The organism is Bacillus infantis (assembly GCF_008180445.1).
Classification (GTDB): domain Bacteria; phylum Bacillota; class Bacilli; order Bacillales; family Cytobacillaceae; genus Bacillus_AB; species Bacillus_AB infantis_B.
The window spans coordinates 38,884-59,438 of sequence record NZ_VTER01000005.1 but is presented as its reverse complement, the minus strand read 5'-3'; the positions used below and the strand labels follow the sequence as shown (position 1 = coordinate 59,438).

Genomic DNA, 20,555 nt, shown 5'->3' with positions numbered 1-20,555 from the left:
GCGAGAGAAGGTAGAACCACTATTTCTATGAAAATCGAAAATAGTGGTTCCAGAGAGAAGAGGTAGAACCACTATTTCTGCGAAAACGGAAAATAGTGGTTCCAGCAAGAGGAGGTAGAACCACTATTTCTGCGAAAACGAAAATAGTGGTTCCAGCGAGAGAAGGTAGAACCACTATTTCTATGAAAAGCGAAAATAGTGGTTCCAGCGAGAAGAGGTAGAACCACTATTTCTGCGAAAACGGAGAATAGTGGTCCCAGCGAGAGGAGGTAGAACCACTATTTCTGCGAAAACGGAAAATAGCGGTTCCAGCGAGAGGAGGTAGAACCACTATTTCTGCGAAAACGGAAAATAGTGGTTCCAGCGAGAGAAGGTAGAACCRCTATTTCWAYGAAAAYCRAAAATAGTGGTTCCAGCAAAAGAGGAGGGCGATGCCTTCCTCTTTTTATACGAGTTTGGCAGTTTGTAACATCTTCCCAAGAGGAAAAAAAAGGTCTCGAATGCTATAATGAATTGATTGACTATTCCTACAAAAAAGGTGAATCTATGACTCAATTCAATTGGAAGCTTGCTTCGCTTCTCCTGACTGGCATCGGCATTTCCAGGCTGGGTGATTTTATTTATCTGATAGCTATCAATCTGCTTGTTTTTGATATGACCGGCTCGGCTGCAGCGGTCGCAGGCTTGTGGATCATCGGGCCGGTTACAGCGGTGCTGATGAATTCCTGGAGCGGAGGGCTTGTTGACCGGAGCAATAAAAAGAAGCTGATGATCGTTACGGATATCATCCGGGCTGCCGGTGTCGCGGTTATCCCGCTGCTTGGCAGTGTGGAACTGATTTATGTATGCTTGTTTGTCATCAGTCTTGCAAAGGCATTTTTTGCTCCGGCATCCACTACATATATAGCCATGCTGGTACCAGCAGCTAGCCGGAAGCGGTTCAACGGGATCAGCAGCCTTGTCTCATCCGGGGCCTTCATTGTCGGCCCTTCCATTGCCGGTGCACTGTTCCTCGTCGGAACCATTGACACGAGCATCTACTTGAACAGCCTCTCATTTCTTGTTTCGGCCCTCATCATCATGTTTCTTCCTGATGCAGATAGGGATGCACCTTTGCCTGAAAAGAGGAACGCGTTCGAGCACCTAAAGGAAGACTGGCGTGAAGTAATCAACTTCAGCAAGAAAGAATCCTTTGTTTTCGCTGTCTACGCAAGCTTTCTTGCATTTGGCCTTTTCTCCCTTGCCCTCGATTCGCAGGAGGTTGTGTTCATCCAGGATACAGTCGGGCTGTCCCAGGCTGACTACAGCTTCCTGGTCAGCATTACGGGGATCGGCTTTGCACTTGGTGCCTTGTTTATTACCGTCATTTCCAAGCTTTTAAGCATCAAGCAGCTCATGGCCATCGGGATGCTCATGGTCTCAGCAGGATATATGATCTATGCTTTATCCTATTCATTTGCGATGGTCACTGCAGGATTTTTGCTCCTTGGCTTTTTTAATGCCTTTATGAGCGCGGGCTTTCAGACGTTTTACCAGAATAATATCCCCATCTCCATCATGGGGAGGATGACAAGTGTGCTGAGCGTCTTTCAAAGCATTGCCCAAATCATTTTCCTGCTCGGCATCGGGATCATCGGCGATATCATTCCGCTGCGCTATTCAACGATCGTCCTTGCCGGGGCAAACCTGCTGCTTTCCTTCTATGTCATCTGGCTGGCTTTGAAGCCTGGGATGAACCAGTATTTTTCGGAGGAAGAAAGAGCGAAAGCATTGTGAAAAAACAGACAGGGGAATCTTTCTCTGTCTGTTTTTTTAAAGAACTAAACGTTCAAGAAAAGCACTATTCAACAAAAAAAGAAAGCCCCGCCAAAAGCGGGGCCTCTCTCATCAGCTTGCATTCTCCATCACAGGCTCCGGCTGCTCCTCCGTCTTCTTAGGAGAGCGGCTGAATAAGCGGTACACAGCCGGAATCAGCAGAAGTGTTATAAAGGTAGCGAACATCAGCCCGGAGATGAGGACTGTTGCCATTGGCGCCTGATAGTTTCCGGATGTGCCGGAAGCAAGGGCCAGCGGCAGCATTCCGCCGGCTGTTGTCAGGGTCGTCATAAAGATCGGGCGGATCCGGTCCTTTCCGGCCTGGATGAGTGCATCAGTGATTGCAGCTCCTTCTTTGCGCAGCTGGTTGGTCCGGTCCAGCAGCAGGATGGCATTGTTCAGCACGATGCCGATCAGCATGACGATTCCCATTGCCGACATGACGCTCAGCTCGCGCTGGGTCAGGAAGAGCCCGAGGATTACGCCGACGATTGTCATCGGGATGACTGACATGACGATGACCGGCTGAACCAGGTGATTGAATTGGACTGCCATGACAAGGTACACAAGAAAAATGCTGATGGCAAGGATGAAGACCATATCCTTGATCAGTTCCTGCTGCTGCTCCAGGTCTCCGGCTGCAGATAAAGTGTAGCCTGCCGGGGCGTCAAATTCCTCGATCAGTTTCTGTACATCACGGTTGATGCTGCCAAGATCCCTGTCTTCAATATCAGCCGAAATCGATATGAATCTTTCACCATCTTTATGGGAGATTTCATTCGGCGCATCGATTTTCCTTAGGCTGATCAGCTCTGACAGCTTCTTTTCTCCGCCGGCAGCCGGGATGGAGAGCTTCATGAGCGCCTCTTTAGTTGCCGTCTTTTCGCTCCATCCTAAAGAGAGGGGAACAGATTCTTCATTGAGTGAAACCTCGCCAAGCGGCATTTCCATAAAGGACTGTTCAATGAATTGCTTGACCTGCAGTCCGGACAGTCCGGCTTTTTCAATTTCGTCTTCCTTTAATTCTACGATCTCTTCAGGTGATGTGCGTTTCATAGAAGAAGTAATAGCGACGATTCCATCTATTTTCCCAAGTTCCTTTACAAAAGAATCGGAAACAGTCTCCAGTTCTTCAAAGCTTTCGCCCTTCAAATTAATTTGCACAGGATAGCCGCCGCCGCCTGACATCGCACTCTGGACGCTTTCAATTGGCTGGGTATCCTCAAGCTCGCGCAGCGCCTTCATGATTTCCTCGTTGACCTCTTTCTGGGATTTTGTAATATCATCCCCTTTGGTCATATTGATGATGGTGTACATCATACCGCCGCTGTCCATGACATAATTGGATTCTACATCTTTGATTTTGCTCAAGCTTTCATTCATTTTTGCGGCAACCGCTTCTTTTTCCTTGATGGATACTCCGGTCTCCAAATCAACCATCAGCTCGGAATAGCGGTTGAACACATCCGGCATGATTGTCATCGGTATTTTTGGAATAAGCAGCAGCGAGCCTGCAAACATGAGGAAAAAGGCTGCAATCACTGCAAAACTGTGGCGCTTTTTCTTTACAGTCCAGGAAATCACCCTGCTGTAAAAACGGAGCAGCGGCCCTTCCCTGCGGGCTTTCTTTTTGCTTGAAATCTTTAAGAATTTCTCAGACAGGGAAGGGATGACTGTGAATGAAACCAGTACTGAACTGATCAGTGTGATTGCAACAACGGCGGACAGAATGATCATAAATTGGCCCATTTCTCCGCCAAGCAGCCCGATCGGCAAAAATACGACGATGGTTGTGAGCATACTTGCGATAACGGCTGCCGATACCTCTTTCGTTCCTTCCAAGACGGCCTCAAGACGGGCCAGCCCCTGTTCTTTTTTGCGATAGATGGATTCAAGGATGACGATAGAGGAGTCAACCATCATGCCGATTCCCAACCCCAGCCCAATGAGTGTCAGCATATTGAGGCTGTATCCGAACACCCACATAGAGGCGAAAGTCAGAAGTACGGATGTCGGGATAGAGATTCCGACAATGAGAGTGGCCCTCAAGTTCCTCAGGAATAACAGGAGAATCACTACAGCAATGATGCCTCCAATGAGGATGTTGGACGCGACACCGTCAATGGATTCTTGTACATAGTCAGCCTGCGCAACCATCTCATTCAATTCGAACCCCTTAATCAGCCCTTCTTCGCGGATTTTTTCAATTTCCCCACGGACAGCATCAGCCATTTCGATCTGTGTTGCATCAGAAACCCGGCCAATCTGTACAAACACAAGATTCTTCGTGCCATTTTTCCAGACAAAAGAGGAACTTTCCTGCGGAGCCACTGTAATATCAGCAATGTCACTAAGCTTGATAAAGCCTGCAGGGGAAGCAATTTCGATATTTCTTATGTCATCTTCCGAACCCGGCTTTGTATTCCAGCGGACAGAAGGGGAATCCTTTTCAAGCTTGAGCTGGCCGAGTGTCGCTTCGCTGTTCACCTGCTGGATGGCGGCCATCACCCCAGCAGCATCCAGTCCTTTTTTTAGCATTTCTTCCCGGTTTAAGAGAATATTTACTTCATCCTCTTCCATGCCGGAAAGCGATACATCCCTTACTTCAGGCAGAGCTTCAAGCCGCGGCTCCAATGTTTCCTTTGCAAATCTGGTTATATCCTCAAGGTTGCCGTTCGACAGATCCAGGAAAAATTCATAGCTTTGGCTTGCGCCGTATTGCCCCATCTCTACTTCCTTTACAGCAGATATCCCGGCAGTGGAGGAATTGATGACAGATTCCGCTTCTTTGAAAACCTCGTCACCCCGGCCCTGCTCAAAGGCCATTTGGATGGAGCTTCTTCCGGCAATTGTAGTGGACATTACATCTTCAACCCCGTCGAGCCCTTTTAATTGCTGCTCGAGCGGAGTGGTAATCGATCGCTCGATTTCTATAGCAGGCATTTCTCCTGCGTTGATCTCCGCATAGCCGCCATCCATTTTCATGACAGGCATAAGCTCTTTATCAAGCTCAAGAACTGCATAGCTCCCGGTCAGCAGGACCAGGACCGCCACAAGTCCAACCAGGATCTTTCTTTCAACGATAAATTTGATCAGTTTCATAAATACTCTCCTTTTAGTGAAATGAAAATATGGATTTTTGCTCCCAAGGATCAATCATACAGAGCAGATGCAGAAAATAATACATAAATTAGTAAAATTTTCTTGTTAAAGGAGTAAATCCCATATGTTTCTGGTTTCAATCATAAACTCAATCAGCACAAAACGGATTGAGCCTCAGACATATTTTGACTAAGACTTGGGACCTAGAAAAGAGCAGGGCGTTGGCAGGCTCGAGGGGCTGGCGCTCAGCAGGGTGTGAAGGCTAAGGCTTTATTTGCGGCTTTGAAGATATATTAGCGACTTTCCAGATTTATTTGCGATTCCCAGAATATATTAGCGACTTTCCAGATTTATTTGCGAGTCCCAGGATATATTTGCGACCTTCCGGAATGCTGGCCAAAAACCCGGCAGCACATGCATAACCAGTATCCCGCCGGCAAAAACCGCCTCTCCGCCGGCAAAAAAAAATAGACACAGCACACAGCCATGTCTATCTTCCATTGATTTTACAGCTGATAGGCAGCTGCATTGAGGGGAATGCGGCACTCACGCTGTTCCTGTGTGCCTCTTGCAGCAGGGGTTGGCCCGAAGTGGGGGATGTTTCCGGCGATGAATCCTGCTTTTTCGACCAGGATATCATCATCCAGATCAATGGCGGAAACGGAGATCTCTTCCTGGCCGATTTCGATGACACGGACTGCCTGCTGGTCAAGGCAGGCGGATTTTTGTACAAAGGTCCAGTTGTTTTGCTGCACGATGGAATCAACATGGGTATGTCCGTTGAAATAAACGCCAAGCCCTTTCTTCTGGCTCAGCACTTTCCACATGTCAATATCCCGGTGGATGGAGCCTTTGTCTCCATCTGAGCGGGTTGTTGTGTTATAGACAGGATGATGGGCAAACACAAGAAGCGGCTTGGAGCCGGAAGCTGCCACTACTCTCTCGAACCAGTGCAGCTGCTCATCGTCCATCCAGCCGCCCCAGTCTTCATAGTTCATTTCCCTTGCCGTATCAAGGAAGGCGAAAACGGCTTTTTCATTTTCGAAAGAGTGATATTGTTTTTGACCGGTGATGGCGAGCACTTCTTTCTTTGTCATCGCATATACATCGTGATTGCCAAGTGCATGGTAGAAGGTCCGGTCTTTTTGCCTGATGATGCTGTAGATTTCCTCAAGCTCGTTTGGAAGGCCGAAATTAGTCAGGTCACCGATAGAAACATGAAAATCAGCCTCGATATCCAGAAAGTGATTCATGAACGTTTCATAGAAAGCTGTACGCGCTTCCTTGAGTCCTAAAACCTCTTCGTTGATTGCCGGGTAATGCAGATCTCCAATCATTGCAATTTTCATTTTTTTATTCTCCCTTCATATGTACTGCCTTTCACTTAGAACAGTAAGGGCCGAATATTAAGAAAAATGACGGGAATTGTAAAAATCAGGTTAAAGAGACTCCCGGTTCCTTTTTATCATAGAGGATTATGATACTGTAATAGGGGAAAGGATTGGAGCACGGACAGCGAATCTTTTTAAGAAATGGAGTGTTATGGGTGGCAGCATTGGCAGAGAAAGCGAAATTTCTGGAACGGCTTGAAGCATGCAGGAAGATTGCGGCAGTCAAAGAGCCTTGCGGAATTGAAAAAGCGATCAAGCATAAAGACAGAATCAGCGCTGTCTTCCTGATGACCGGGAATATCATGTCTGTTAAGAATTATGCAGATCTTTTCAGGAAGGAGGGGCTGCCTGTTTTTATCCATATAGAAAAGATCGGGGGCCTGAGCCTTAACAGTGAAGGGCTGGATTTCATCGCTGATTATGTCAAGCCGCTCGGCATTGTGACCACAAAGCCGGGACTCGCGGCAAAAGCTAAGAAGCGGCGCCTGATGGTCATCCAGCGTGTATTCATGATAGATTCGGAAGTATATGATCATGTGCTGGAGCTGGGCGGACCTGATGGCCCTGATATGATTGAAATCATGCCTTCAAGGCTTCCTCATATCATTCAATCACTCTCGGAAAAGCTGCCGGTGCCGGTTATCACGGGAGGGCTGCTGACGGAAAGGGAGCATGCAGAAGAATCGCTCTCATGCGGGGCTGCGGCCGTCACGACCTCCAATACGGGGATCTGGAAGGAAGATTTAAGCAGGGCCGGGCGCAAAAATGCGAGAATGCCTGTTTAATAAAAATTTACAATTCCATAATACTATCTTAGCAAAAGGGATGTAACATCATAATCGACAAGTACATAGAAAACAGGTTCAATGCAGAGAGACCTCAAACACGGAGAATATGATTCCGTTTGTTTGAGGTCTCTTTAGTTTTTTGGGAAGTGAGGAGGCAGGCCAGTACCTTTGACCATTTTCTTGAAAGCTTTAGAGCTCCAATCTTGCTTAAGCTGAACTACCTTATGCAAGTGCCAGATCACAATCCAATCGAAAAACGGGGGAATATGAAGTGAAGAAAATATCCGGTCTTATCGTAATGATTTTTATGCTGCTGATGGCAACCGCATGCTCAGGCAATAATTCTGCCGGTACAGAAACGAAATCTTCGGGAGACAATACAGCATCTGCCAGTGATGACAGAATCCATATCAAATACTGGTATGCGTGGGGAGATAAAATTGGAGAGAATAATGAAAATCTCGTCAAGATGTTCAATGAATCCCAGGACAAGATTTATGTAGAAGCAGAATACCAGGGGACTTATGATGAGCTTCATTCCAAGACACAGGCTGCTTTTGCCGCCAAGAATGCTCCTGAGGTCACTCAGAATGAGATTGCTTCCATTGGCGTTTTCGCTAAATCCGGCATGACACAGGACCTCACGCCATTCGTTGAAAAAGATGATATCAATATGGATGACTTCAACCCTGGGCTGATGGGGAATTCCTATGTGGATGACAAGCTTTACGGCCTTCCATATCTGCGAAGCACACCGATTCTGTATATGAATACGACCATGCTGAAGGAAGCCGGCCTTGATCCGGCAGGACCTAAGGATTGGAAGGAATTCGAAGAATATCTGACTGCCCTCACAAAAGAAGGGAAAACGGTCGGGATGACGATGCCGGTCAATATCTGGATGTATGAAGCATTTGTCGCACAAGGTGAAGGGCAAATGATTTCTGATGATGAAAAAAGTGCTGAGTTCAATGGAGAAGCAGGTGTTGAAGCGCTTGAATTCTGGAAGAAGATGGCCGACAAAGGCGTTATCAAGGTTCCTAGCGGCGAAGCAGCTGCAGAAGTAGCCAAGCAGGATTTTGCCAACAGCCGTTCGGCCATGGCTTTCTCTTCTACAGCCGATCTTTCTTATAACCTGAGCGTTGCCGAAGAACAGGGCTTTGAGCTGAACACTGCTTTCATGCCTGCCAATAAGGTGAATGGAGTGCCGACAGGCGGCGCCAACCTGGTCATGACAGCCGGTCTTGATGAGGAAAGGCAAAATGCCGCATGGCAATTCATTAAATGGATGACAGCAAAAGAACAAACCATTTATGCCAGCGAATATACTGGCTATCTGCCAAGCCGCCTTTCAGCTGTAGATTCTGAAGAAATGAAGTCACTATATGAGAAAATGCCGCAATTCAAAGTGGCTGTCGACCAATTGCAGTATGGTCATGCCCGCCCGATGGCAGAAGCCTATCCGGAAGTGGCTAAAATCCTGACAGATCAAATTTCAAGGGTCATGCTTGAAGATGGCCTTGCTCCAAAAGACGCCCTTGATGAGGCTGCAGAAAAAGCCAATCAATTGCTTAAGTAATCAATAATCGCATCAGGCTGCCGGGGGAGGGATGCAGTCCTTTTCCCCGGCATTCATAAAGAAAGGGGAATGCAGAATGACTTGGCACAAAGACATTAAAGTGGCCATTTTCGACTTGGACGGCACCTTATATCAGGATTATGCCTTTTTAGGGAGATATGTCAGCCATATGCTTGGCAGCCGGCTGCAGGGACAGGAGCTGCAGGCAGCCATTGATGAAGCTTATATGATTCTTGAGGGAAGGCATCCGGTGAAGTTCGGCTATTTGTCCTGTCATGATGGAAAAAGGGCATACAGCCATGAAGGGCTTGTACCAACAGGCTGCTTCGGATGGGATGGAAAGGAAGGGGTACTGAACCAGGAAGAGATGGACGGACTTTTCTACATAGGCGATCCATGGGGGATTGCAGCCATTCTTGCAAAAAGGCATGGCGTCCATGCGGAAGAACAGCTGAATGCGTTCGAAACAGTCAGGAAGGAAATGCTTGCCGGACCTCATCAGATCGAGGTGTTTCCAGGTTTGATTGAAGCGGTAGGCAAAATGGGTGCCCGTCGCAAGATTTTTATGACCAACACCCCATCTCCTTCTGCTGAAGAATTTGTCAGCTTCCTTGGGCTGGAAAATCTGTTTGATACATACATAGTGGATGCACAGAAGCCTGAGGGCATCAGGGGCGTCATGAAAAAGCTGGGGGAAGAAGGCTATCAGCCCCATGAAATCTTATCCGTCGGGGACAATCCCTTCAATGACCTTTACCCGGTGAAACAGCTTGGGGGCAGGACCTGCCTGATATCCCGGTATGAGCATGCCGGCTCAGATGAGTGGGACCATTCAGTAAAAACAATCGATGAGCTGGCCGGATTCTTAAGGCTTTTGGAGGCCGTTCCTTCAGGGGCTATCTAGGATCCTTGTCTGGAGAAATTCCAATACTCAAAACAGGAGATGAAAAGGCATGGCTGAAATCAGATTGGTGAATATATCAAAAACCTATAAAGACGAAGAAATCATCAATGATTTAAATCTGACCATCCGCGATGGATCCTTCACAGTACTGGTTGGCCCATCCGGCTGCGGAAAATCAACGACATTGCGGATGATAGCGGGACTGGAAAAGGAATCAGGAGGAGAGATCTGGATCGACGACCAGAAGGTGAATGATCTTGCGCCGGGGAAGCGCGGCATTGCCATGGTATTCCAGAACTATGCGCTGTATCCGACCATGACGGTCAGGGGGAATATTGAATTCGGGCTTGTGAATAAAAAGGTTCCTAAGCAGGAACGGGAACAGCTTATTGCTGAAATCTCAAGGATTGTCGGCCTGGAGGAATATCTTGATAAAAAGCCGCAGCATCTTTCTGGCGGACAAAGGCAGAGGGTGGCGCTCGCCAGGGCCATGGTAAAAAAGCCGAAGGTATTCATTCTGGATGAGCCCCTCTCCAACCTGGATGCAAAGCTGAGGGTCCAGATGAGGACAGAACTGATCCAGCTTCACAAGCAGCTGGGCACAACCTTCATTTATGTGACGCATGATCAGGTGGAGGCCATGTCGATGGGGGATGAAATCGTCATTCTGGATAAAGGTAAAATCAAGCAGGCTGACAGCCCGATGGCCATCTATCATGATCCCGAGAATATTTTTGCCGCCGGCTTTATCGGGACGCCTCCCATGAACATCGTGGAAAAAGCCCTGCTTTCTGATTATATGCCTGCTGCAGACGGAGATGCAGCCTATATCGGATGCAGGCCTGAGCATATGGAAATTGTTCCGGCGGATACCTTTGATGCACACAGCATCATCCTTCCGGCCCGGGTGGCCGCGATGGAAACACTGGGCTCTGAGACCATTTATACCGTCCAAAGCAAGGCTGGCATCATGCATGTGAAAAGCTTCCTTGATCCTATGCCCCATCTGCAGGATGTGCATGTAAGGCTTCCATATGAAAAGCTTTACTTTTTTACGAAAGATGGAACAAGGGACAGGTCAGCAAGCATGAGCATTCAGGAGCCTGTACTGGTAAAAGGAGGCCGCTGACATCATGATGAATAAGCTGAGGCCGTATGGCATGATTGCGCCATCGATTGCCATCTTCGGATTATTTTTCATTTATCCTATCTTATACATGATTTATTTAAGCTTCCATGACTGGAACTTTGTCAGTCCTGTTAAGGATTTTGTGGGTATCGGCAATTTCAAAGCGCTTTTCACAGAGCGTGAGTTCATTGAAGTGATGCAGAATACCTTTACATACACAGCACTGACAGTATCACTGACAGTGGCGGTTTCTCTCCTGCTTGCCCTGTGGCTGAACAGGCAGGGAGCTCTGTACGGATTTGTGCAGGGTGCGATATTCAGCCCGCATATTATCTCGCTTGTCTCAGTGTCGATGCTCTGGATGTGGCTCATGGATACTGACTATGGACTGCTGAACTGGTTTCTCAACCTGTTCGGCATCGCAAATGTCCCATGGCTGACAGATCCGGGGACCTCGCTGTTTTCTCTCGTCATTGTGGCGGTCTGGAAAGGGATCGGCTTCAATACGCTCATTTTCATTGCCGGGCTGCAGAGCATCCCGAAGGATATTTATGAAGCGGCAGAGCTGGATGAGGCGAATAAGGCGAGGACCTTTTTCAAGCTGACGCTCCCGATGCTGTCACCGACGCTCTTTTTCCTGACGATCATTTCCCTGATTGCATCATTCCAGGTGTTTGAAACGATTGCGATCATGACCCAGGGCGGGCCGATCAATTCGACGAATACCTTTGTTTTCTATATTTACGAGTATGGTTTCCGGTTCTTCAAAATCGGCTATGCATCGGCCGCGGGTGTTCTGCTGCTGATTCTGGTAAGCCTTTTGACCGTAGTCTACTTCAGGCTGCTTTCCCGGAGAGTCCATTACCGATGATGTGGAGGATTATATATGAAGCTTAAAGCTGCAGGAAGGCTTTTCAATTTGGCCGCACTCTTACTGGTTGTTGCTGTTTTTGCACTTCCGTTTGTCTGGATGATTTCCACTTCCTTTAAAACGCTTGGTGAAACAATGACTTTTCCGCCGAAATGGCTGCCGGAGGAGTTCAAATGGGAAAACTTCTCCAAGGCATGGAACTCCGGGCCGTTTTTCCGATACTTCTTAAACAGTCTGATAGTTTCAGCGGGAATCCTCATATTGCAGTTTCTGACGATTATACCGGCAGCTTATGCTTTTGCCCGGTACCGTTTCAGGGGAAGCAAATTTTTCTTTGCTGTGACTATGATTACCCTGATGATTCCCTCTCAGCTTATCTTTTTGCCGGTCTATCTGCAGATGAGCTCCTGGGGGCTGCTTGACTCCCTGTGGGCGCTGATCCTGCCGTTTGCTTCCAGTGCTTTTGGCATATTCATGCTCAGGCAGTCGTTCATGCAGGTCCCTGAGGAACTGCTGGAAGCTGCACGGCTTGATGAAGCATCTGAATGGAAAATCATGTTCCGCATCATGGTCCCGATGGCAAAGCCTGTTCTTATCACATTTGGATTATTCAGCTTCATCACGCACTGGAATGATTATTTCTGGCCGCTTGTCATGACGACAAGCGATGTGGCGCGCACCCTTCCGCTCGGGATATCCAAGCTTCGGGAAGTAGAGGGAGGAACTGCCTGGAATGTGCTTATGGCAGGAAATATGATCCTTGTTGTGCCGATCCTTATTGCCTTTTTCTTTGCTCAAAGACAGATTATCCGTGCTTTTGTTTATACAGGAGTCAAATAGACAGGAAAGGATGATGATTGATGCTGAAGAATGCCTGTGTTGCACACCGCGGCTGGAGCGGGAAAGCCCCTGAGAATACAGCGGCCGCTTTCCGGCTCGCCCTTGAGCACCCTATGATTTCTGCCATAGAGCTGGACGTCCATTTATCAAGGGATGGGGTCCCTGTTGTCATTCATGATCACACGTTGGAACGGACAACTAACGGGAGCGGATACGTGAAGGACCATACTGCCGCCGAACTGGCACTCCTTGATGCAGGCTCATGGTTCAGCCCTGAGTATTCCGGCGAAACGATATCCTCGCTGGAGGAAATCATCCAGATGGCCAAAGGAAAAAAGAAGCTTTTCGTTGAGCTGAAGCAGATGGCCGGAATGTATGAAGGCCTTGAAGAAAAAGTGGCAGGATTGATCAGGAAATATTCGCTCTATAAAGAGGCCCTGGTCATCTCTTTTGATCATCATTCACTTCTAAAGCTGAAAGTGCTGGATCCGAGGATCCGCACCGGCCTGATTTACCTGGGCCATGCGACTCTCCTGGCAGAGCAGGCAGCATATACAGGTGCAAGCCATGTATCCGTACACTATGGCTTTCTCTCCCGTGAGCTGGTCGAATCCCTGCTGGACGCCGGCATTGAAATCGGCACATGGACAGTCAACGGCAAAGAAGCTTTGAAAAAGGTGCAGGAATTGGGCGGAAGCATCCAGATTACAACCAACCATCCGGAAATCATGGTCGGCCAGCCGGAAAAGCAGATGGAGGCAGCAGAATGAATCAGGCAAAAATATCATTTATCATCCCTTCCTATAATGAAGCTGAAAATATTCCCAAGGTGCTGGAGGCAATCCGGACGGAAATGGCAAGCCTCTTTTATCAATATGAAATCCTGTTTATTGATGACGGAAGCTCGGACGGCACGATGGAAACCATCCATCGGCTGGCTTTTCACCATGAGGAAGTCAAATTTATATCATTTACAAGGAATTTCGGGAAGGAGGCGGCCATGCTTGCCGGACTCCGGAACGCAGAAGGTGATGCAGTCATCATGATGGATGCTGACCTTCAGCATCCGCCTTCCCTGATCTGCCAGCTGGTGAGGGGATATGAAGAGGGGTATGGGCAGGTGATTGCCAAAAGGAACCGTACGGGAGATTCTCCGGTGCGTTCATTCGTTTCCTCCTGCTTCTACCGTTTTGTGAACAGGGCAGTGGACGTGCAGCTGTCAGACGGTGAGGGGGATTTCCGGCTGCTGAGCAAAGAAGCAGCAAAGGCGCTCCTTCTGCTCAGTGAAGGAAACCGCTTCTCCAAGGGACTTTATTCATGGATCGGTTTCGAGCAGAAAATAATAGAATACGAGAATGTCCAAAGGGAAGCGGGGGAGACAAAATGGTCATTCCCCAAACTGCTGAACTACGGCATTGATGGGATCGTTTCTTTTAACCACAAGCCGCTCAGGGCATGCTTTTACCTTGGTGCTTTTGTCCTGCTGCTGTCGCTCGGATATATCGGATTTACCTTTGTTCAGATCATGCAGCATGGAGTCTCTGTTCCCGGCTATTTTACGACCATATCTGCTGTCCTTTTCCTGGGAGGAATTCAGCTTGTCTGCATGGGAATCGTCGGTGAATACATCGGCCGCATTTATTATGAAACCAAAAAAAGGCCGCATTATCTGATTCAGCAGACCAATATTCAGCAAGCAAGCGAAAGAGGGGAAAAGCATGCGGTTCATACGCAGTGAATTTTTCCGCTTTGCCGTGACCGGCGGGGTGAATACTCTGCACTATTATTCAATCTATCTTGTTCTTCTCCATTTTGCAGGGTTCTATTATTTCCTGGCGCATAGTATAGGTTTCGCAAGCAGCCTGATAAGTTCTTTTTTCCTGAATACTCTATTTACATATAGAGTGAAGCCGACATGGGGGGCGTTCATCCGCTTTCCGCTGACACAGCTGTTCAATACGGGCATGACTGCAGTCATCTTGTTCATACTTGTCGATGGGCTGAAGGTGAGCAGCAGCTTTGCACCGGTCATTGCAGTCGTCTTTACTTTGCCAGCTACTTTCATTTTAACGGGGAGAGTCCTGAAAACATCATGCAAAAAGCGCGAAGCTACATACCAAACTTATTAAATTTTCTTCAGGCAGACAGATGGCCTAATGCTGCCTTATTCTTCTTCTGTCTGCTGGCAGCTGTGCTGAGCCATATGTTTTTTATTTCTGAGTGGTTCGAGGGCCGCTATATGACCGGGATGAACGATGGATTGTCGCAAATGCAGCCGTTCAAGCAGCTCTTATATGAGCAGTACACCAGCGGGGAGTTTTTCTATTCGCCTGACTTCGGGTTCGGCGGGGGCACCTATACCCAGCTTGGCTATTATTTTGCTACTTCTATCTTCTTTCTGATTACGATGCTTGTAACCTATATACTTGAGAGTCTCGGCCTGATCGGGGCGCCGGATATTTTTTACTGGGCTGACATCATCCTCATTGTAAGCATCATCAGGCTGACAGGCATCCTGATTCTGGCCTCCTGTTATTTCAGGGTGCTGGGAATGAAAGCACTGCCTGCCTTTACTGGCGCTGTTATTTACGGCACGAGCATCATTTATTTCAGGCATGTCACCTACTGGGAGTTTTTTGCCGACAGCATGCTTTGGCTTCTCCTCCTCCTGATAGGGATTGAAAGGATCATGCGGGGGAAGGGTGTTGGCCTGTTTATTGGAGCGGTGTCCATCAGCTTGTTTGACAATTTTTATTTTGCTTATGTTAATTTCCTTCTGTCCGGCGTTTATGTCCTGTTTCGCTGGATTTTCCCGTTTGATGGAAACGGGCGGGCCAAGCTGATCCAGCTGAAGCATTATATTATCGGGCTGGCCGCAGGATTCTGCATCAGCGGCTTTTCGTTTTTTCCTGCCGTATATGGCTATTTGAACAATTACCGACCTGCATATGAGGATCATATCCCTGCTTTTGAGTTTATTGACAATCTGCTGCTGAACGGAAGAATTGTCTATCTGCCGGCATTTGTTCTCATCTGCCTGCTGGCAAAGCCTTTATACAGGAACAGGCATTTCAGGTTTTTTGCTGTAATGACGATCGTTCTGTCCATCCTGCATTTCAGTCCGTTTATAGGCAGCTTATTCAATGGTTTTTCTGCTCCACAGTACCGCTGGGAATATATGCTGTCACTTGCAGCCGGCGGGGCGGCAGGGGCTGCACTCCCCCTGGCGGGCAGGCTCAAGCTTCTTCCGCTCGCATCAGCAGGAGCAGGAGCAGGAGCGGCTTTATTTTACATACTGTTCTATCATTTTGACCCTAAGCTGGAATTTGAAGAAGTGCAGGATGCTTATATGGCGATTGCAGCCTTCATTTCGGCTGCTGTTTTCCTTCTCGGGGCAGCATTTTTCAGAAAAAAGGCCGGAGTACTGGTTTCAGCTGCTGTCATCCTGACCAGCGTGCTGATCCCGAATTTTTATCAGGAAGAGCGTTTGACCGTGACAGGGACGGAATATCGTGTATCAAAGGAGTTCATGAACAGCCGTGACTATAACGGTGCAGACCAGCAGGAGCTCATCCGGCTGGTACAGGAGGGTAACGATGATCCTTTGGCAAGGATCGACTGGATGATCCCTTTAAGGAATAATACCCCGATTGTCCAGGATTTCAAGGGCATGAGCGTCTATTCCAGCATTCTTAATAAAGAGCTTCTATGGTTTTATCTCAGGGATCTTGAAATCGATATGGGGCGTGACAGCGTCAGCCGCTATGCTTCCCTTGGGGACCGGGCTAATTTGTACAGCATCCTCATGGGAAAATATTATATTGCTGAGAAGGGAGATGCCTCCATTCCTTACGGCTTTAAGAGAATAGCTTCCGCCGGCGGTTATGAGGCTTATGAAAATGAAAACCTCCTGCCTTTTGTGCGGACGGCTGACAGCGTTTATCTGGAAAAAGATCTGAAAGGAAGTTCTCCCGCTGCGAAGGAACAGGCGATGCTGAAGGGAATCGTTCTTGAAAAGGGGAAAGCAAATGCCCCCATACCGGACAGCAGAAATCTGATTTCACAGGCAGAATTCAAGCCGGTAAACGCTGAGTATGCTGGCGGAAAACTCAAGGTCAGCGGTGAGGAAGGCGGCATCGATTTATTGATCAGTGAAAGAAATCCTTCTGCAAAAGACTATTTGGTTGGCTTCAATATTGATGGCATCAACAACAAAGAAGAATTTATCCTTGAGGTCAATGAGTTCCAGACAATCAGGAAAGAAGAAGGGTCTATTTACCGGACAGGTGTGGATGACCTGATCATCAGGGTCAAGGCAGCGGACCGGATTTCCCTTAGGATGCCAAAGGGAGAATATCATTTAAAGGACTTTAAGCTTTATGAAGAAACCTTTGAGGTGCTGGAAAGTGTGAAAAAAGAAGAGCACCGCCATGTTCCGCCTGAAGCAGAGTGGTCAGGAAACCGTCTGTCATTCGAGCTTCAAAATGAAGGCGGTGAGCATTATGCAATCATTCCGCTGCCTTTTGAAAAAGGCTGGCGCTTAAAGATCAATGGAGAGGAAGAAGAGCTGCTGAAGGCCAATTATGCCTTTACAGGCTTCCGGCTGCAGGAAGGGCAGAACAGGATCGAGCTGGTCTATTATCCGCCGTATTTCTTTCAGCTGCTTGCGCTTTCTATTGCAGCAATCAGCATTTGCCTTGCTGCGCTCTTTAAAAAATCAAGGCACATGTCCGTTCGCCAGCCCATAGAAAAAGGAGACCCCCGCTAAAAGGGTCTCCCGCTCCACAAAGGCCCGCTATTGCTGCCTGTTCTGGAGCTGCTGCTCTCCGAGGGCGACAAGGCGCTTTGTCATCTCGCCGCCGACAGAGCCGTTTGCCCGCGCGGTCGTTTCAGCACCAAGCTCAACTCCAAACTCATTGGCTATTTCTTGCTTCATCTGATCAAGTACATTAGCTGAACCAGGAACCAACAGTTTGTTTCTTGCCATGATCCATCACTCCCGACGAAGGATTGAACAATGGGTATTGTTCTTTTTTAACTTAACCTGATGCAGGCTGCCTGATACAGACAATCGGGGAAAGCATGCCTGAGCATCCGCCTGAGGGTTTTGGGATAAGATGTGCTAGTATGGGGATAGTTAAGAAATGAGGTGTCCAGGATGAAAATAGAAGTATGGTCGGATTTTGTCTGTCCGTTTTGTTATATAGGAAAACGCCGCCTGGAAGGGGCATTGATGGATTTCCCTTACCGGGATCAGGTAGAGGTGGAGTTCAAGAGCTTTGAGCTCGATCCGAATGCCGCTCCTTACTCTGGGAGAAGCATTCATGAGGCACTCGCTGAAAAATATGGCATGAGCATCGAGCAGGCGAAGCAGGCCAATGTGGGAGTGGGGCAGCAGGCAGCCAGCGTCGGCCTGACCTTCAATTTTGATGAAATGAAGCCGGGCAATACCTTTGATGCCCATAGGTTGGCTAAATTCGCTAAAACAAAGGGCAGGGAAGCTGTTCTGACAGAAAAGCTCCTTAACGCTTATTTCAAAGAATCAAAAAACATAGGCGATCACCAGGAACTGGCCGGTCTTGCGGAAGCAGCAGGATTGGACAGGGAAGAGGCGCTCAGCGTTCTTCAGGATGAGACGGCCTATGCCAATGATGTAAGGATCGATGAAAGGATTGCCCAGCAATATGGAGTTACGGGAGTCCCTTATTTTGTCATCAACCAAAAATATGCCATCTCAGGCGCCCAGCCTGCCGAAACCTTTGCCAGCGCTCTCCAGAAGGTGTGGGAAGAAGAAAATCCTGTAGTGAAATTGCAGGAATTGTCCCCGGAAGGTGCGGCTGATGCCAGCTGTACGGATGGAAGCTGCATCGTTCCGGAAAAAGAATAGATTGAAACAGACTAAAAGGGGTTCGAAATAGAGATATTTCGAACCCCTTTCTTTAAAAACTTTCAGCAAAATCAACCAGCATCTCCTTGTATACATGAACAGACTCCGGCAGTACATATTCTTTATCGCCATGCCAATGCAGTCCGCTCGGTCCGAATTCGATGGCAGGGATGCCGTAGTTGGCAAAAAAGACGGTATCGGCCGAGCCATGCTGTCCGAAAAAGACCGCTTCATCTTTAATATGCCGATCAACGACCGGCTCCAGCTTTAAGATGAATGGGTTGTCCCTTGCCGTTTCCAGCGGTTTGCTGAACATGCTGACAAGCACTTCGCCGTCCGTGATCGATTCGATCTGTTTAATGATCTCATCCTTATCCTGGCCTGGCAGATAGCGTATATCATAAAAAAGCTCACATTTCTCCGGGACTTTATTATACACATCACCGCCGCGGATTTTGGCCAGGTTGATGGAAGGGGAAGGATAGAATTCGGAGCTTTCTTTGGCAAAAGGGAGCTCCTTCAGCTTTCCATGGACTTCAGACGCCTTTTCAATCGCATTGATGCCTTCCCATGGCCGGCTTCCGTGGGCCGGATCTCCATCAATGGCAATTTCGAGGCGCATGACGCCCTTTGCCTGGAGGGCGATTCCAAGCTGGGTCGGCTCTGAGCAGATGACAAAATCGCCGCGGTATCCATTTTCGGCAAGGTAGCCGGAGCAGTTGAACCCTCCGATTTCCTCATCAGAAACGATCTGAAGCTGAAGCTTGACCCCAAGCGGCGCCTCCTTCAGCTCTTTGAAGGCGCACATCATGGCTGCCACGCCAGCTTTCATATCGGCGGCGCCTCTGCCATAAATCTTGTCTTTCACTTCTACGGGGATGAACTGATCTTCTTTGCCTGAAACAACATCCACATGGCCGTTCCAGACAATGGTTTCATCTCCGCTCCCTATCTCCGAAACAAGCATTTTGTAGCCGTTATTTTCAATGATATGTACAGGGAGCCCGTGGCCCTCCAGCCAGTGCCCGCAATAGGCAACAGCTTCATTGGCCCCTTCTTTGTCCGAGCTGTCTATGCTGATCAGCTCTTTCAGCAGGTTTTCAAGCATTGCTACTTTTACCTCCTCTGTCTGTGGGTTATAGGACATATACCCTGTATTTATGATTTTAAAAGAGAAAAAGCCTCTTTCTAATTATTAGAAAGAGGCAGTTCAGCTTCTTTTAAATCTTTGCCATCCGGTTTCACACTGTACAGATGATACTCCGGAGAGCCTTTGGCAAACTGCCTGTCGACCATAAAATACACCCGGCCGCCATCCGCATTGAATACTGGCCTGTCTGTATACTCCCCTAAATGGGTGAGCTGGGCTTCCTTGCCGGAAGCTGCATCCATTGTATACAGCTCATATTCATAGGTTCCCCCTTCATCAGGATTGCTGATGGATTGAAAGATCATTGTGTTGCCATCAGGAGAGAAGGTGAAATCAAAAACATCTGTTTTTCTGTCATGATCTCCTGTAACCTTCATGCTATCAGGGTTATCTATGGGAATTTCAAATATGCGCTGTTTTACCTCAAAGGTTTCCTCAGGTGTATCAGCACCCTGGTCATCATCCATCTGGATAAAAACGCTGTCTTCCCCGGGGCTGACGTGAAGGCTGTGCATGGAATAGCTCTTCAGTTCAGTTATTTGCTTATGTTCGTTTTCAGCCGGATCAAATGACCAGACATCAAGGTCATGCGGCCGCTTGCTGACAATAGGGGAATAGTTCTCAAAGGTGCCGGCCCGCAAATAATAGAGGGTAGCGTCAACCGGTGAAAACTCGATTTCCGTAATCAGGGAATCCCCGGTGAATAGGTCAGTCACATCTTTCGTCCTTAAATCAAGGATGTGGATGGTGCTTTTAAGCTCTGACTCATCTTCCCGCTCTTTATCCGTTGAAATAAAGCTCAGCTGAGATCCGTCATAGGAAAAGCTTGGATCAAGGATCATTTTTGAGCTGTCCATGGAAAATGCCTCAGCATTGATTTTCTTTGCTTTGTTATACAGCATAAGACTTGGTTTGCCGTCGTTGTAAATGACATAAGCAAATGTATTTTGTGAAGATATATCATATTGATTGGTCAGTCCATTCTGTTTTTCATTCTCAGGCTTATTCAGATTGAGCCCGAGAAGGATGAGCAGCAGTGTTATGCTTCCTATGAATGAAAACAGAAGGATGATGCTTTTCTTTTTCATGGAGAGCTCCT

The 20,555-nt window shown here is 47.9% G+C and carries 17 protein-coding genes; 12 read left to right on the top strand and 5 right to left on the bottom strand.

Features of this window, described 5'->3' with window-relative positions; translation table 11 throughout:
• Positions 1-546: 546 nt before the first annotated feature.
• The gene (locus FZD51_RS09935; RefSeq protein WP_148974627.1) at positions 547-1,776 is read left to right on the top strand and encodes an MFS transporter; all 1,230 of its coding nucleotides are present in this window, start codon (positions 547-549) and stop codon (positions 1,774-1,776) included.
• Positions 1,777-1,887: 111 nt separating this feature from the next.
• Here the strand turns inward: FZD51_RS09935 and FZD51_RS09930 are convergent, their stop codons facing one another.
• Positions 1,888-4,917 (bottom strand): efflux RND transporter permease subunit, encoded by a 3,030-nt coding sequence (locus tag FZD51_RS09930; protein WP_148974626.1) that lies wholly within the window; start codon positions 4,915-4,917, stop codon positions 1,888-1,890.
• Positions 4,918-5,423: 506 nt separating this feature from the next.
• Positions 5,424-6,266, bottom strand: coding sequence for a metallophosphoesterase family protein (locus FZD51_RS09925; protein WP_148974625.1), 843 nt, complete (start codon positions 6,264-6,266; stop codon positions 5,424-5,426).
• A gap of 152 nt (positions 6,267-6,418) precedes the next feature.
• On the opposite strand from FZD51_RS09925, the gene FZD51_RS09920 reads away from it, so the two are divergent.
• The 10 genes from FZD51_RS09920 (at position 6,419) to FZD51_RS09875 (ending at position 17,187) form a co-directional block, all read left to right on the top strand.
• The gene (locus FZD51_RS09920; protein ID WP_262380846.1) at positions 6,419-7,093 is read left to right on the top strand and encodes a glycerol-3-phosphate responsive antiterminator; all 675 of its coding nucleotides are present in this window, start codon (positions 6,419-6,421) and stop codon (positions 7,091-7,093) included.
• Positions 7,094-7,367: 274 nt separating this feature from the next.
• Positions 7,368-8,675, top strand: coding sequence for an ABC transporter substrate-binding protein (locus FZD51_RS09915; RefSeq protein WP_262380844.1), 1,308 nt, complete (start codon positions 7,368-7,370; stop codon positions 8,673-8,675).
• A 76-nt stretch (positions 8,676-8,751) separates the two neighbouring features.
• On the top strand, positions 8,752-9,579 hold the full coding sequence (locus FZD51_RS09910) for an HAD family hydrolase (RefSeq protein WP_187445696.1): 828 nt from the start codon (positions 8,752-8,754) through the stop codon (positions 9,577-9,579).
• A 49-nt stretch (positions 9,580-9,628) separates the two neighbouring features.
• Positions 9,629-10,708, top strand: coding sequence for an ABC transporter ATP-binding protein (locus tag FZD51_RS09905; protein WP_148974623.1), 1,080 nt, complete (start codon positions 9,629-9,631; stop codon positions 10,706-10,708).
• A gap of 4 nt (positions 10,709-10,712) precedes the next feature.
• Positions 10,713-11,579, top strand: coding sequence for a carbohydrate ABC transporter permease (locus tag FZD51_RS09900; protein WP_148974622.1), 867 nt, complete (start codon positions 10,713-10,715; stop codon positions 11,577-11,579).
• Between the two features lie 15 nt (positions 11,580-11,594).
• Entirely contained in the window at positions 11,595-12,419 is an 825-nt protein-coding gene (locus FZD51_RS09895) for a carbohydrate ABC transporter permease (protein WP_148974621.1), read from the top strand.
• Between the two features lie 20 nt (positions 12,420-12,439).
• A complete protein-coding gene (locus tag FZD51_RS09890) occupies positions 12,440-13,189 on the top strand; it encodes a glycerophosphodiester phosphodiesterase (RefSeq protein ID WP_148974620.1) in 750 nt (249 codons plus the stop codon).
• Positions 13,186-14,157, top strand: a complete 972-nt coding sequence (locus FZD51_RS09885; protein ID WP_148974619.1) for a glycosyltransferase family 2 protein — start codon at positions 13,186-13,188, stop codon at positions 14,155-14,157. Before FZD51_RS09890 ends, FZD51_RS09885 begins: the two co-directional genes overlap by 4 nt.
• Positions 14,138-14,548: a GtrA family protein gene (locus tag FZD51_RS09880; protein ID WP_148974618.1), complete on the top strand. Its 411-nt coding sequence runs from the start codon at positions 14,138-14,140 to the stop codon at positions 14,546-14,548. Before FZD51_RS09885 ends, FZD51_RS09880 begins: the two co-directional genes overlap by 20 nt.
• Positions 14,512-17,187 (top strand): YfhO family protein, encoded by a 2,676-nt coding sequence (locus FZD51_RS09875; protein WP_148974617.1) that lies wholly within the window; start codon positions 14,512-14,514, stop codon positions 17,185-17,187. Before FZD51_RS09880 ends, FZD51_RS09875 begins: the two co-directional genes overlap by 37 nt.
• Positions 17,188-17,214: 27 nt before the next feature.
• Here FZD51_RS09875 and FZD51_RS09870 read toward each other — a convergent pair whose 3' ends face one another.
• Positions 17,215-17,406, bottom strand: a complete 192-nt coding sequence (locus FZD51_RS09870) for an alpha/beta-type small acid-soluble spore protein (protein ID WP_009795181.1) — start codon at positions 17,404-17,406, stop codon at positions 17,215-17,217.
• A 171-nt stretch (positions 17,407-17,577) separates the two neighbouring features.
• Here FZD51_RS09870 and FZD51_RS09865 point away from each other — a divergent pair, with 171 nt between their 5' ends.
• Entirely contained in the window at positions 17,578-18,306 is a 729-nt protein-coding gene (locus tag FZD51_RS09865; RefSeq protein WP_148974616.1) for a DsbA family oxidoreductase, read from the top strand.
• A 52-nt stretch (positions 18,307-18,358) separates the two neighbouring features.
• Here FZD51_RS09865 and FZD51_RS09860 read toward each other — a convergent pair whose 3' ends face one another.
• Both FZD51_RS09860 and FZD51_RS09855 read right to left on the bottom strand, forming a co-directional pair.
• On the bottom strand, positions 18,359-19,414 hold the full coding sequence (locus FZD51_RS09860; RefSeq protein WP_148974615.1) for a M20 family metallopeptidase: 1,056 nt from the start codon (positions 19,412-19,414) through the stop codon (positions 18,359-18,361).
• A gap of 80 nt (positions 19,415-19,494) precedes the next feature.
• The gene (locus FZD51_RS09855) at positions 19,495-20,544 is read right to left on the bottom strand and encodes a TolB-like translocation protein (RefSeq protein ID WP_148974614.1); all 1,050 of its coding nucleotides are present in this window, start codon (positions 20,542-20,544) and stop codon (positions 19,495-19,497) included.
• Between the last annotated feature and the right edge of the window lie 11 nt (positions 20,545-20,555).